This is a genomic window from Brevibacillus fluminis, assembly GCF_003710825.1.
Lineage (GTDB): Bacteria > Bacillota > Bacilli > Brevibacillales > Brevibacillaceae > Brevibacillus_D > Brevibacillus_D fluminis.
Genome location: NZ_RHHQ01000025.1, coordinates 44920 through 59300 on the forward strand (window position 1 = coordinate 44920; position 14381 = coordinate 59300).

Below are 14381 nucleotides of genomic sequence, written 5' to 3' on the forward strand. Positions count from 1 at the left end.
TATAGCAAAATCCGACAACAAACGTCGTAGTGAGGAGGGGACGCAAGGATGAAGAATCAGATGTACTCATCATCCACAGCGAATCAGGCGATGCCGTTTTCGGAACAAGAAGATGCGAAACAAAAAAGACGGCAAGAACGCAACATGGCAAGAGGGTTGAAAAACAACAAACAGCAAGTGATTTTGCTCAGCGCGATTTGGATCATTCTCATGGGTGGAGGCTATTTACTCGCCAACCACTATATTGAAAATAGCCGTGCCTACATCGATGCGCGTCTGCAAGAATCACAGGCAGCCAACCTCAAGCAAATGGCCAAAATTGAGGAGCAGGTGGGCAAGCTCAGCACGGAGCTTTCCACGGTGCAGGCTGGACTGGGCTCCATCCAGGAAGGATTGCAGATGACAGGCGAAACGCTGGGTGGAACAGATAAAACCAAACAAGCGCTGACGACGCGAATCGACCAGCTCAACAAGCAGCTGACTGAGCTGCGCACCTCGCTGAAAAAACTGGAGGACGCTGCGCGTGCGTGGTAAATGGGCGATTCACCTGTGCCTTTTGTGCGCGCCTGTCATCGGTTTTTACACCGCGTTCGCACAAACTAATCCGGTACATAATATCGAGGCAACCTCCTTGCAGCTGCCGCTTGATAAGGTGACAGAAAAGCTCGGAGATTTCGCCAAGACGACGGAAGAGACGCAGGAAAGCGTAGACAAAACAACCGACGAGTTGGAGAAAATCCATTCGTTGGCCAGCAAGGAAAAGAAAGAGTACGATGAGCAGAACAAGCAGCTCGATAATCTGATTTCGACCAGCAAAGATCATCTTAAGCAGTCAGGCGACGTGCTTGATACCGTGCTGTCCGGGCTTTTGGGCAATCCGATTGGACAAACCTTCGGCAAGAACGCAACTGTGAAAGTATATTCTCTCGCTGAGTCCGGTTATAGCGGTTACATGGCAAAAGTGCGGCTGACGAATCCGAATGCGCTGAAAATGGTGCTTGCCAACGACAAGGTTGTCAGCAAAGGGGAAACGACCAGCCACGCGGCCAAGCGCAAAGGCGCACTGCTCGCTATCAATGCGGGCGGCTTCAACACAAACAAAAACGGTACATTAAGTCCGCTGGGCGTTACGGTCGTCGACGGTCAGATCAAAACGTTTTCGACCAACACAAAATTGAGCTTCGTCGGGTTCAACAACCAGGGTCATCTCGTAGGCGGCAAGCTGAAGTCGCAAAGCGAGGTTAAGCAAAAGGGCATCCTGCAAGGGGCGAGCTTCCTGCCGACTTTGCTGCAAGGCGGCAAAAAGCAACCGATCCCGCGCGATTGGGCCAATACCAAACACCCGCGCACCTTGATCGGCCACTTTACCAATGGCGACATTTTGATCATCGTCATCGACGGGCGCGGTGGCGGCGGAAGCAATGGTGTTACATTAGAGGAAGCGCAGAACAAGCTGCTCGAATTCCACGTACGCGATGCGTATAACTTGGACGGTGGTGGCTCCAGCGCATTTTACTACAAAGGCAAGATTTTGAACCATCCGTCAGATGGCCGGGAGCGTCCGGTCACAAGCAATATTGTCGTCATGCCTTAACTGACCACTGGAAATTTCCCGTTGCTTTTCAACGGAGAAGTGCTAAAATAGGGAAATTACCTTCAGGTACCAGAGGCAAGGAAAAAAGGGGACATTTGCGATGGATTATCAATTTGCGAAAAGTATCGTACATCTGGAATCATCGGTCGTTCGCGACATTCTGAAGCTGACGCAGGGCAACGAGATCATTTCGTTTGCAGGAGGACTCCCGGCGGAAGAGTATTTTCCGGTTGAGGCGGTGAAGGATGCGTATGACCGCGTGCTTGATAGCGGAACCAAGGCGCTGCAATACGGCCTGACTGAAGGATTTTTGCCGCTGCGCGAAAAAATGTGCGAGCGGATGCGTGTGAAGAAAAACATGCACGTCGAGCCGGACAACATGATTTTGACGACAGGCTCACAGCAGGCGCTCGACCTTTTGGCTCGCGTCTATCTTGATGAAGGCGACATCGTACTCGTGGAAGACCCCACTTATTTGGCGGCGCTTCAGTCGTTCCGCTCCCACGGGGTAACAGTGGTTGCGGTGGAAAGCGATTCGCTTGGAATGAATATCGACGATTTGCACGCAAAAATCAAGGCACACAAGCCAAAGCTCGTCTATGTCGTACCGACATTCTCCAATCCAGCTGGACGTGTGTGGAGCACGGAACGCAGATTGGGTCTTCTGGCTGCGTGTCGGGCAAACAACGTGCTGATCCTGGAAGATGATCCGTATGGTGAAATCAAGTTCGATCCAGAGGCTGATTATCCCACGATCCTGTCGCTCGATCAGCATCCGCATGATTCCGCAGTCGTTTACTTGGGCAGCTTCTCCAAGACGGTCGCACCTGGCTTGCGCACGGGTTGGGCGATGGGCGACAAGCGCGTCATCCAAGCGATGGCGAAGGTGAAGCAAGCCTCCGACCTGCAATCGAGCTCAATCGACCAGCAGGCGCTGTATCAGCTGTTCGTCCATTTCGCGTTGGACGAGCATCTCGCCGTAACCTGTGCCCAATACAAAAAGCGCATGGAAAACATGCACGACCTGTTCGTCGCGCAAAACCTGTCGGGCTTTACGATCAACAAGCCAGCGGGTGGCATGTTCTTCTGGGGCGAGCTGGCGGAAGGGATGGACGCTTCCGAGCTGTTGAAGATCGCGGTACAAGAAGGAGTCGCATTCGTTCCAGGCGCTCCATTCTGTGCAGGTGCACCGATGAAAAATACGCTGCGTCTTAACTTCACCCATAATAATGAAGAACGGACTAAGTTGGGTGTCGAGCGATTTGCTAATGCGTATCAGGCGTATATGACACAAGTTGTGAAGTAGATAAGAGTAAGAGAGAAGAGTCACAGACCCCACTTGCGGATCTGTGGCTCTTTTTCCTTTAATTGAAAAAAACAAGGCAAAAAAACGGACACTTAAAAAAATTCCTTTTTCTTTCTTGTCACACTCAACTCCCTTCCCCCGTCATACTGGTACAAAAATCGAAAGGGATGATTCAAATGGAAAAATACGATGTGGCCATTGTCGGTGGGGGAGTCGCTGGATTAACAGCTGCGATCTATGCAGCAAAAGCAGGCAAACAAACGATTGTAATTGAAAAACAGGATCGCTTAGGCGGTCGAGCTATTACGAATAAGAAAAAAGGAGCTTACTTCAACTTAGGGGGGCATGCCTTGTATCATGGAGATGCTCTTGCTACGTTCCGTGAATTAGGATTGCATATGCAAGGAAATCAACCTTCCATCGATGGCTATGGGATTTGGAAAGGAGAATTAAGTACTGTACCTACGGGAGTTAAATCCTTATTCACCACCCCACTCTTATCCTGGAAAGGTAAAATGGAGGTTGCCGTTTGGCTTGGGAAATTAGGAAAACTCGATACTCATCATTATGATCAAATTAGTCTGCGCGAATGGATTGAAGCAAATTTACATGATCCAATGGTTCGAAATTTATTTTACGCCCTGTTCCGTACGGCAAGTTATGTGGTGGCACCTGACTTACAAGCTGCCGGCCCAGTTTTAAAACAGCTTCAAAATTCCCTGCAAGGCGTGATGTATCTAGATCGTGGCTGGGGGGCATTGGTCGATGAATTAAGGAAAAAAGCATCCGAATACGGCGTGCACTTTTTAACCAATAACAAGGTCAAGTGTATCGAACATCAGAAAGGAATTGTACAGCATGTCCTGTGTGAAGACGGAACGAAAGTAAGGGCGAGAAATATCATCGTCACAACTTCGCCTGCGATCGCTTACCAGCTGGTCCCTCATGCAGAAGCAACCGCTCTTCATACTTGGAAGGAACAGGCGATTGAAGTCACAGCCGCTTGTTTAGATGTAGCTTTGCGCCGACTTCCAAAACCGAAACAACAATTTGTATATGGAATCGATCAAACTGTTTTTCTCTCCAATCAATCGCGGGCAGCTTACCTAAGCGAAGATGGTGCACAAGTCATATCCATGTTCAAGTATCAAGGAATGGAGACAAATCCAGAAAAAGATTTACAAGAACTGGAACAAACCTTGGATTTGGTTCAACCGGGTTGGCAGAGCGAATTAGTTGTCAAACAATACCTACCAAAGATCACGGTCTGCCATGATTTTATGCATATAAAACGTCAAGAGAATCCAGGGCCCGCTGTCCCGGAAATTAATGGGCTATACGTAGCAGGAGAGTGGGCATCACACGGCGAGCTACTGGCCGATGCTTCAACTGCAAGCGCCAAACGAGCTATAGAACATATACTCTTGCTTGAGGAAATGGAGAGAACCCCCAACTATGAGCATAGAGACATTGTATAATTTGTATAAAACTCCTCTTTTTTCGTTAGCGTATCGGATGCTCGGGAGTGTTATGGATGCAGAAGACATTGTTCAAGAAGCCTTTCTCGCATATGATCAGTTGCACGATTCCGCCGCAATTCACAATGAGAGAGCATTTTTATACAAGATCGTCACGAACCGGTGTCTAGACCTTCTCCGCTCGTCGGCAAGGAAACGAGAACTGTACGTTGGGCCTTGGCTGCCAGAGCCCCTGATCGAGAAAAATGCTCTGGGAGGAGATCCATCAGATGCGTATTTACAACACGAATCAATTTCCACGGCGTACCTTTTGCTTTTGCAACAACTAAACGCTGTAGAAAGAGCAGTATTCTTGCTCCGTGAGATCTTTCGTTATTCGTATGATGAAGTAGCTGAAATGATTGGAAAAAGCAGTACAAATTGCCGACAAATCTATCATCGAGCCAAAAAAAGCATTCATTTCGATCCTGATCAGCCTCCTTCGATCTCGATGGCAGAGGGGCAAATAAACGAGTTTGTGAATTCGCTACTACAAGGAAATAGGAACAAACTGCTTGAGCTAGTCAGTGAAAATGTCGTTTTCTATTCAGACGGCGGCGGCAAAGTAAGAGCTGCGCAAATTCCCATCTTTGGCTTTGATAAAGTCATCAATTTTCATCAAAATCTGCTTAGCATGTATGAAGGGAGATATTCTTATTCGTTCCTTACAGTAAACGGGTTGCCGGGGATTCGAATCAAAATAGATGAAAATATTCAATATATATACTCATTTACTTTTAAAAATAATCAAATCCAAACGATCTATGTCGTAGCAAATCCGGATAAACTACGACATGTATAATAAGCGATTTGCTCTTGTGTATCAGTCGTTAATGCCTCAAGTTGTGAAGCAGGTAATAGAGCAAGAGAGAAGAGCCACAAATCCGACTTGGCGGATCTGTGGTTCTTTTTCTGAGAAAGTGAGCCTTTTTTGCCTTGGTAGTTCCTGAGAAATGGGGTGAATGGGATAAATGGGTGAAAATACGCCAGATGTTCCCGTTTTTTGTGCCTCGTTGCATCCAAATATACGGTTACGCTTACCGTATTTTGCTTTTATTTGTATTGGCAGAATATTTGCTTATTAGTACAAGTAAAAGCAGAAACGCTCGTTCTTCGCTTGGGGCCGGCGTTTTGGACGAGGAGGTTGACCGCTTAGAGCCGATGCGAGTATGAAGACACAGAGTCATAATGCAAAATCATAAATTCGATTAAATGATGACGATGGGAGGAAATTATTTAATGAAGACAGAGGAAATTTGGAAATGGACGGCAGGGGAATTAGCGCAGGCAATTCGAACAAAGAAAGTATCCTCCCGTGAGGCGGTAGAAAGTTGCTTACAACGTATTGAAGCAGTGAATCCGAAAGTGAACGCGATAGTAGAAGTCTCTCGAGACGAAGCCATTGCAAGTGCGGAAGCGGCAGATCGGGCACTCAAATCGGGGGAACCTCTTGGTCCGCTACATGGAGTACCGGTTTCGATTAAAGTGAATACGGATCAAGCGGGTCTTGCGACTACGGAAGGGGCTCCCGCATTTCGTGATAATATTTCCGCGAACGATAGTCCGCAGGTTGCTAACTTACGAAAAGCTGGGGCAGTCTTGGTTGGTCGGAGCAATACTCCTGCATTTTCGTTTCGCTGGTTTACAAATAACCAACTGCATGGCAAGACCCTCAATCCTTGGGATGGCTCCCGAACACCTGGAGGTTCCAGTGGAGGTGCTGCCGTCGCTGTAGCAACTGGCATGGTGCCCATTGCCCACGGGAATGATTTAGCAGGTTCCATCCGTTATCCAGCCTATGCATGCGGCGTGGCAGGTCTACGTCCTACGGTGGGCCGGATACCCAGTTGGTCCAAAATGGGGTACTCGCTCTCCATCCAGACGATGGGTGTACAGGGACCGCTAGCTCGCACAGTAGGGGATCTTCGACTAGCCCTTGCAAGCATGAGTCAGTTTTCCCCGGATGATCCGACTTTTGTTCCGGTTCCTTTAATTGGTGAGCCGCTGAAGCGTCCGATCCGTGTAGGATTAGTAAAAGATGTTGGCATCGCCCCGCCAAGTACCGCAGTTAACCAAACATTGGATGAAGCAGCTGCCAGGTTAACCGCTGCTGGTTATATGGTGGAGGAGGTTGAAATGCCTCAATTCGCTGAGGCATATAAACTTTGGCATTTGCTGTGTATGGAAGATTTCCGAACTGCGATGCCGTTGGTTGAACAATTTGGGGATGAGGAAATTAAACAGTCGGCGAAAAACTTCTTTGCTATTGGAGAGGAGTGGTGGGGGGCAGCGCCACAGCTTTCTGATGTACTCCGTGGATACGCGCGTCGTGGTGCGCTCATTGTTCAACTGCAACAAATTATGGAGGATTATCCATTATTGCTGCTTCCTAGCTCAGCTGAGCAAGCATTCGAACAGGACGCGGACATTACGAGTGTGGAGAATATGCGTCGCGTAGTGGCAGCTCAGTGGTCGATGATGTCAGTCGCAGTGTTTGGTGTTCCGGCACTTTCGGTTCCCATGTCGGTTGTTGGTGGACTCCCTGTAGGAGTTCAGATTATCGGTAGGAAATTCCGGGAAGACACAGTATTTGATGCAGCTGAAATCATTGAAGCGCATGCAACCATTCGTACGCCGATCGACCCAAGATAAAACGGTCAAACCCGTTCGCCCGTTCAATCGTTGGTTTCCATCCTTATCACAACGAGAATCTTCGTTCAATAAGAGTTACTGATCCCATTTGGCGGATCTGTGGCTCTTTTTCTAGGATAAAGAATGTAGGAAGACTTGTTTTTTTGCAAAAGTTAGCTAATTATGGAAGGAAGGGGGATCATCTTGGAAATCGAATAATACGTAAAAATTCAAGAAGATGGGTGAGAGGATTATGGAGATTGTAGATAAAATTAAGCCGTTTTTGCTTGTTGAACATGATTCAGGCAGCATGTCGTTGATCTTGACTGTCGGTGCCTATAAACATGAAATTTTTGAAACACGCGCTGATGAAGGATTTGAAGGGAATGGTTATGACTGGGGGTCGCTGGCGGCTGTCTTTCTCACTGAGAAAATGCCTCAACTGATTGACCGCATTCATTTTGATCCAGAAGGGGATATGTTCTGCGCGTATTCTGATGATCGGGAGGCGCTGGAACTTTTTACGCTTGGCTTCAAGGATGCGTGTGAGGATGCCGCTACCATAGTGGATTTGTTCTCGCGCGCAGAGTTGGATTGAGTTCATGCAATTCGTTTATCGAGCGGCGAATAAAACAGCGGCATTCCCGTACCGTACTAAGCCGGTCGGGAGCCGCTGTTTCCATGATTTCGATCATTCACTCGTTTACTTCACAGACGATTCGGCCCGCGTATTTACAGACCCATTCGAACAAAAAACCTCGCTACCGGACCCTTTGTTTCATCTGCTCCACATTCAACCCATTGTATTCAGCAAACCCTGTCTTAGTCAGCGAAACTGTTTTCCCGTCAAACAACGGATATACCCCTTGCCATATGCCAGTGAGCGAATAATAGCTCGTCCCTTTGACCGGATGCAGAAAAAATACATAGTTTCCCTCCGCCAATGGTCCGGGATATTTTTCGTTCAAGGGATCTTTCGCGTCGGGAAGCGGCTCGATGCCGACCGAAACGAGTCGAATGAGCCTTGGCGATGCGCCTTTGATCACATCGTTGACCTGCAGTGTCTGGATATAGTTCACAATCTGGTGCGTACCGATTTTTTTCCCGGTGGGAAACGAATGAAAGCTGCTGTTTGCCCATGCCGACACAATCAGTGTGGACTTTTGCGCCAGCTGACGGGCATTTGCCGCCGGTGTTGTGTCCAATTCAAGCTTAGCGATATCCGGTCGCTGTGCCAAAGCTACCTGACACTGCAGCAAACTGATCAAAAGCAAACAGGCGAATCCAAAATAGCCTAGCACACGCATCCAAAAAGCCTCCTCACCATCCAATTTCATTCATACTCTACTGTGGATGTTCGGACGAGCAGTTATGCAGCGTGCGTCATTGGAAAGTTAAGGGCTATTCGTTTTTCAGTAGGATCGACATGAACGGAAGCGTCGTAAGCCCGTCTTCCTGCAAATGCTTGATTTCGTTCGAAAAATAGCTGATGTCGTGCTCATACGTCCGAGCGTACGACTGCATCATGCGGACAACCAAATCGGGTGTCAACCCTTGCTGCGAAGCGGAGAGTGCGATCAAATGATACTTAGCCGTTGTATAATGAAGTACCATAAGCATCCACTCGTTAAACGGTTCTTTTCCTTTTTCGATGCCAGCTATCGGGAACAGTTGAGAGAGCACATGATTGACCAAATAGTTTTCCATCATATATTCATGCTCTATCATGAATGGTCGATAATAGCTGTGATAGGCGGTAGTAAACCGATCGTGCGTTTCCCAGCCTTGGCGACACAAATCCACCAGTTCAAGATAGCGTTGATTTGATACGTAGCTTTGCACATGCGTTTCGATCGTCTGGCGGAAATAGGCGAACTGGACATCGGGTTCAATTGGCAATTCCGCAACCAACTCTGCCACCGCGTCTCTGTCGAGTATGTCGCGGTAATCCTTGATCCGCTTTTTGATACGGGACAGCTTTTCATAAGAAAAATCGGCGAAAAAGCTGCCGAGGACGAGCAGGCGGTCTTCGATGCTGATTGTGCGGTGCTGCAGAACGTCCAATACAAAGTGGCGGATATACTCAAAGGACGGCTCCAGGTCAGGGTCGTCGAGCAAGTTGTCGATAACGGGGTCAGCAGGCAGCAGCTCGCGTTCCTCAGTTATGCGGATGCCGTCGCGGTTCAGCAGGACGAGACGTGCTACCTCCGGGCAGGAACAGGCACCGGTCAGCTCATGTCGATCAAAAACCATGTTGTATTGGCGCGGATAGGTTGCACAGGTGCGGGACAGGTACGTCGGCCCCAGCTCCAGTTGAATGGAGCAAAGCTTTTCCGTATTGAGAAATGGACAAAATCCACCTTTTGGGAATTTGATCGTCGCATAATCGGAAAAAGAGGTTTTCATCTTATTGCGGCGGATGTGCATATGGAGCCGTCTTTTCAGCTTTTTGTCCGGAATCCGCTTGTATTTGACGAACGTTTTTTTATCGATGTCGACATACCAGCCTTGGCAGCACGTATCCTCGCACGTGTCACCGAGGCATTGAAAGTCTTTCATGTAGTTGGCACTGTTGTAAAAAGATTTGGTCATGGATAACTCCTTTATGAATGTAAGGCATGCCCCCCATTATAACAGCAAACAGGCAAAAAGCCGATGCTCCTTTTTTGGCTGGAGAACGGCTAGGCTGTAGTGATGTGCGTTACGGCTGTTGAGGTTGGAACGTCGTGTTCATCAATGCCCACTTGTTTTGGGCGCGGTCCCATTTCCAGATCGAGATGACGTAGCCCAACGTATCTGCATTAAAAGCACCGCTGACGCGTTGGAACCCTTGCAAATCGTAAATGCCGTCATTATTGATGTCGACAGGTCGCAGTTCGGCATAGTCATTCGTCATGATCGGTGTTGGCTTGACCAACCGGCCGTTTTGGTAGATGCCCAAGTTGTCGTACTGCTGTTTGCGGTTGGATACGTCGATCGTATACGCCTTGTTTTGTTCCGCTACGTTGATTTTTACTTTGTAGTTATCGAGAAATTGTCCGGAGAGCGTGAGGGGCGGCGGTGTTGGAAGCTCTTTTGGTTGGTTGGCCCGCGCCGAGTACAAATGGAAGGTGGAGACACCACTGCTGCCGCCTGTGGAGGCCGAGAGAAAAATCTCCGCTACTTTATCGCCGGTAAAGTCGTAGAACTGCATGCGTGGATTGTAACCGCCGTCTGTCGTAGTGAAAAAGGTATAGCCTTTGACAGGTGGATTGTACACCATAATGGTAAACGACGGGTTGTACACATCTTGCGGGTTTTTCTTGTTGCCGATCAAGGTAACGGTATCGGCTGTCTGATCACCGGTTACATCTGCCTGCTGCTCGGAAAGCACAAAACCGACGACAGGTGCAGGTCCGTGCGGCTGTGGATCAGCGTAAATAGTAGGAAGAAATGTTTGGCTGCAAAGAAGCAAGACAGTGGTGATGGCAACGATAAGCCGGTTTCGATTCATGACGGAGACCTCGCTTCCTAATCCTTGTTATTCTCCCCATATTTTGCGGGGAAAACAACGAATTATACGAGCAATGAGGGACGGTCCGTTCAATTCGAGCATGAGGTGTGGTAAAATCTTGGACAACAATGGTAATTAACACGGTCGCAGGTTCCGTTCACTTGTTGGGGAGCCTGTTTTTGAAAAAGGAGAAAACGACATGGTTCAAATCGAAAAATACGGGCATGGCGGAGATTTGCAGACAGCCGAGCAAGAATTCGGCAAGCAGGAGTGGCTTGATTTCTCCGCAAACATCAATCCGCTCGGCCCGCCGGAAACGGTTGTCGCCAAGCTGCATCAGGAGCTTGGACGAATGATCCACTATCCTGATCCCGGACATCGCCGCTTTCGCCACGCTTTGGCACAAAAGCTCGGCGTGCCGGCTGAATGGCTGTTGATCGGCAACGGAGCTGCTGAATGTATGGCGCTCGCCTTGCAGCATCTCGCCGTAAAGAAGGTTGGCGTGCTCTATCCATGCTTTTCCGAATATACGGAGCTGTCGGGCAAATATGGGGCAGACGTGAGCGGGATTTATGGTGCAGCTCCTTCGTACAAGCCGAAACGAGAAGAAGTGGAAGCGTTGATTCGCTCGTCGGAGCTTGTTTTCATCGGGACTCCGAATAATCCGACCGGCGTCATCTACAGCCAAGAGGAATTGCTCGCATTCGCGGAAGCCGCGCAAGCAGCGGGCACATGGCTGGTAGTGGACGAAGCGTTTCTCGATTTTGCCGAGCCGCACAGGCAGTTCACGCTATTGCCTGCGTTGGCGCGGTTTTCGCGCGTGCTCTTGATTCGCTCCATGACGAAAATGTATGCGATCCCCGGGCTCAGGCTCGGCTATACGCTCGCCCATCCCGACGTCATCGAAGGGATGCGGACAAAGCAGATCACCTGGAGCGTCAACCAACTGGCATTGATTGCGGGTGAGGCGTGCCTTGCAGAAGATGAATACGTGGTATGTACACGCGAGCTGATCAAACGGGAGCGCCAGCATATGTCGCAATTTATTGCCGACCGATTAGGGTGGGACGTAACGGCCGGTGAAGCGAACTTCTTGCTGATTCGGCTGCCGAAGGGTATGTCTGCGGAGTGGATGCAGGAAAAGCTGGGCAGGCGCGGCATTCTGATTCGCAGCTGCTCGATGTATCCGGGCCTGGCTCCCGAGCACATTCGCGTCGCTGTGCGCACGAGAGTGGAAAATGATCGTCTGCTCATGGGGTTTGCCGATGTGATTGAACAGGAGGAGCGATCGTCATGAGTGTGATTCTTATCACAGGCGGCGTGCGTTCCGGCAAAAGCCGCATCGGCGAGGAACGAGCGGCTGAATCAGACAAAGTGATCTACGTAGCGACCGGGATGGTCACGGATGCGGAGATGCGCGACCGGATTACACAGCATCAAATTCAACGTCCCTCGCATTGGCGGACGCTGGAAGCGCCGGAATCTTTGGTTGGCACGATCGGGCACTTTGAGGCGGAGGAAACGGTTTTGCTTGACAGCTTGACCACATGGGTCAGCAATCAGCTGGTGAAGGTTCCAGAGGAGCAAATGCGTGATCAGGGCGTGAACGATGCGATATTGAGCGAGCTCGGAGCGTGGTTGGAGCAGATGAAAGCGCGTCGGCAGCGAGTCATTGTGATCACAGATGAAGTAGGGTACGGAGGGATTGCGATGTCGAGGTTGGGGAGATGGTTTCAAGATGTGCTAGGTGAAGCCAACCAACTTGTCGCCTCAGCTGCTGATGAAGTCGTTGCTGTTATGTCCGGCATCCCTGTGAGGATTAAAGGATGAAGGCGTTTTTTCATGCAGTCGCATTTTTGACACGTTTGCCGGTACCGCGGCTTTCTACAGAGACGCGCGATTGGACAAACAGCGTAGCGTATTATCCGGTGGTGGGTGTGATTCTCGGATTTATTTTGTGGGGGATCACATGGCTTGCGTCCGCTTTGTTTCCGCCCGTGGTTGCCAGCATCCTCGTGCTGGGAAGCTGGGTCTATTTGACAGGCGGGTTGCATCTGGATGGCTGGATGGATGTGGCGGACGGGCTCGGCAGCAATCGTGACCGGGAGCGTATGCTTGCCATCATGAAAGACAGCCGAGTCGGCGCGATGGGTGTGATCGCCTGCGTGCTGCTTTTGCTGTTCAAAGGGGCGGCGATTTTGGAGCTGTCTCATTCCGCGGCATGGCTTGTCGCTGCGACTGCGGGCGCGCGCTTTGCATTGACGGGCGTCATCTGGTTTTTCCCGTACTTATCAGAACGCGGATTAGGGAGTGGACTGAGGGACGGACTATCTCCTTGGAAGCTGATCGCTGGTGGCATTGTCACGCTAGGCGTGATCGCTTGGTTGGTCGGGGTAGGCGGACTCCTCGCTTTTGGCGCAGCGCTTTTAGGGGCATGGCTGGTTGCGCGTTCTTTGGTGAGCAAGCTTGGCGGGATGACAGGCGACTGCTATGGCACGATCGTGGAAGGGACGGAAGCGATGTTGCTCGCATTTTTGTTGATTGTGGAGAGGATTGGCTTATGAGATGGATATGGGTGAGGCATGCAGAGACAGAAGCGAACCTAGCAGGGCGCTATGTCGGGCATACCGATGTGCCGCTCAGTGAAAAAGGGCGGGAGCAGGCGGCACATACGGCCAAGCGATTGGCGCTCGAATCGATCGGACAGCTGTACGCAAGCGATCTCACGCGCGCGATGGAGACGGCGCGAGCGATCGGTGATATCCACGGATTGGTGCCGGAACCAGTCCCTTCGTTGCGCGAGCTCGATTTCGGTGATTGGGATTTACATACATATAATGAAGTAATGCAAAAAGATCCGAAGCAGCTGTACCACTGGTATGACGATCCGTTTACGCTGTCGCCGCCGGCTGGCGAGACGCTGCGTAGCTTGGGCGAACGGTTCGATGCATGGCTGCTCGGACAACTGGAGTGTCAAGAGCAGAAGACGATCGTTTGCGTAACACATGGTGGACCGTTACGCTGGTTTCTCAGCAAATGGCTTGCAGGCGACGAATCAAGCTATTGGACAGTGCCAGGCATATCATGCAGCGATTTTGTCATCGCAAACTGGGATGGAAGGGAGTGGAGGCGGGAATGACGCAGCCATTCCGAAACGAGGATATCTATCGCTCGACTGCGCTTGATTGGATCACCGTCACCTACCAGCCCGATCATCTGCACTTTTGCTCCACCAAAAAGCTGGAGACAATCAGCAGTGCGGTCTGGGGAGGCGGTTTTGGCTATGCCGACGCGATCGTCAATTGGAAAGTTCCACTTACATATCGGGCAGCAGATCCGCAATCAATGATGCGCGATCAGCTCCTAACATGGGGGTATACACCCGAGCGTACGATCGGGCTCATGACTGCCGCTAAACTGACGCATGCCGCATTTAGCGAGGATGAGGGAGATGCCTTTCGCCTGCTAGCATGTACGACAGCGGGAACGGGCAATGCCGCGCGCGCGGGAAAAGTGGCCCGTACCTATCCAGCCTATCAATGCGGGACGATTAATACGGTGTTGATGATAGAGGGTTGTATGAGCCATGCAGCGATGGTCAACGCGCTGATGACAGCCGTAGAGGCAAAAGCTGCTGCCATGCAGGATGCGGAGGTTTACAGCGCAACAGGTGAGCTGGCAACGGGTACGACGAGCGATGCGATCGTGCTGGCCGTAAGTCAGCAAGGGTTCGCGGAAACCCACATGTTCGCAGGAACTGCAACGACCATAGGCGATGCGATCGCGCGCCATGTGTATCAGACCGTATTCGAAGCAGTTCGAACACAAAAGGAGGAGTAG

At 50.3% G+C, this 14381-nt stretch carries 15 protein-coding genes; 12 read left to right on the forward strand and 3 right to left on the reverse strand.

The window, feature by feature from the left end; all coding sequences use genetic code 11:
- Positions 1-48: 48 nt before the first annotated feature.
- From EDM56_RS27295 to EDM56_RS27325, 7 genes are all read left to right on the forward strand, one after another.
- Positions 49-534 carry a hypothetical protein gene (locus EDM56_RS27295; protein WP_122921106.1) on the forward strand — a complete coding sequence of 162 codons (486 nt, stop codon included), beginning with the start codon at positions 49-51 and terminating at the stop codon, positions 532-534.
- Positions 524-1594, forward strand: coding sequence for a phosphodiester glycosidase family protein (locus EDM56_RS27300; protein WP_122921107.1), 1071 nt, complete (start codon positions 524-526; stop codon positions 1592-1594). Before EDM56_RS27295 ends, EDM56_RS27300 begins: the two co-directional genes overlap by 11 nt.
- A gap of 100 nt (positions 1595-1694) precedes the next feature.
- The gene (locus tag EDM56_RS27305; protein ID WP_122921108.1) at positions 1695-2900 is read left to right on the forward strand and encodes an aminotransferase-like domain-containing protein; all 1206 of its coding nucleotides are present in this window, start codon (positions 1695-1697) and stop codon (positions 2898-2900) included.
- Positions 2901-3046: 146 nt separating this feature from the next.
- Positions 3047-4378, forward strand: a complete 1332-nt coding sequence (locus EDM56_RS27310; protein WP_281274995.1) for a phytoene desaturase family protein — start codon at positions 3047-3049, stop codon at positions 4376-4378.
- Between the two features lie 37 nt (positions 4379-4415).
- Positions 4416-5219 (forward strand): RNA polymerase sigma factor SigJ, encoded by an 804-nt coding sequence (sigJ, locus tag EDM56_RS27315; RefSeq protein ID WP_342772417.1) that lies wholly within the window; start codon positions 4416-4418, stop codon positions 5217-5219.
- A 437-nt stretch (positions 5220-5656) separates the two neighbouring features.
- Entirely contained in the window at positions 5657-7069 is a 1413-nt protein-coding gene (locus EDM56_RS27320; protein ID WP_246009561.1) for an amidase family protein, read from the forward strand.
- Between the two features lie 232 nt (positions 7070-7301).
- Complete coding sequence (locus EDM56_RS27325) at positions 7302-7646, forward strand: immunity 51 family protein (protein WP_122921112.1); 345 nt, start codon at positions 7302-7304, stop codon at positions 7644-7646.
- A gap of 163 nt (positions 7647-7809) precedes the next feature.
- On the opposite strand, the gene EDM56_RS27330 is transcribed toward EDM56_RS27325, so the two are convergent.
- The 3 genes from EDM56_RS27330 to EDM56_RS27340 all read right to left on the reverse strand — a co-directional run bounded on the left by EDM56_RS27330 (position 7810) and on the right by EDM56_RS27340 (position 10541).
- The gene (locus tag EDM56_RS27330) at positions 7810-8355 is read right to left on the reverse strand and encodes a hypothetical protein (protein ID WP_122921113.1); all 546 of its coding nucleotides are present in this window, start codon (positions 8353-8355) and stop codon (positions 7810-7812) included.
- A gap of 94 nt (positions 8356-8449) precedes the next feature.
- Positions 8450-9640: a flagellin lysine-N-methylase gene (gene fliB, locus EDM56_RS27335; RefSeq protein WP_122921114.1), complete on the reverse strand. Its 1191-nt coding sequence runs from the start codon at positions 9638-9640 to the stop codon at positions 8450-8452.
- A 109-nt stretch (positions 9641-9749) separates the two neighbouring features.
- The gene (locus tag EDM56_RS27340; protein WP_122921115.1) at positions 9750-10541 is read right to left on the reverse strand and encodes a hypothetical protein; all 792 of its coding nucleotides are present in this window, start codon (positions 10539-10541) and stop codon (positions 9750-9752) included.
- A gap of 199 nt (positions 10542-10740) precedes the next feature.
- On the opposite strand from EDM56_RS27340, the gene cobD reads away from it, so the two are divergent.
- From cobD to EDM56_RS27370, 5 genes are read left to right on the forward strand one after another with little or no spacing between them, the layout of a single operon-like run.
- Positions 10741-11838: a threonine-phosphate decarboxylase CobD gene (cobD, locus tag EDM56_RS27345; RefSeq protein ID WP_122921116.1), complete on the forward strand. Its 1098-nt coding sequence runs from the start codon at positions 10741-10743 to the stop codon at positions 11836-11838.
- A complete protein-coding gene (gene cobU, locus EDM56_RS27350) occupies positions 11835-12371 on the forward strand; it encodes a bifunctional adenosylcobinamide kinase/adenosylcobinamide-phosphate guanylyltransferase (RefSeq protein ID WP_122921117.1) in 537 nt (178 codons plus the stop codon). The genes cobD and cobU overlap by 4 nt, the downstream gene beginning before the upstream one ends.
- Positions 12368-13105, forward strand: a complete 738-nt coding sequence (gene cobS, locus EDM56_RS27355; protein WP_122921118.1) for an adenosylcobinamide-GDP ribazoletransferase — start codon at positions 12368-12370, stop codon at positions 13103-13105. The genes cobU and cobS overlap by 4 nt, the downstream gene beginning before the upstream one ends.
- Positions 13102-13680 (forward strand): histidine phosphatase family protein, encoded by a 579-nt coding sequence (locus tag EDM56_RS31610; protein WP_183192608.1) that lies wholly within the window; start codon positions 13102-13104, stop codon positions 13678-13680. The genes cobS and EDM56_RS31610 overlap by 4 nt, the downstream gene beginning before the upstream one ends.
- A complete protein-coding gene (locus tag EDM56_RS27370; RefSeq protein ID WP_122921121.1) occupies positions 13677-14381 on the forward strand; it encodes an adenosylcobinamide amidohydrolase in 705 nt (234 codons plus the stop codon). Before EDM56_RS31610 ends, EDM56_RS27370 begins: the two co-directional genes overlap by 4 nt.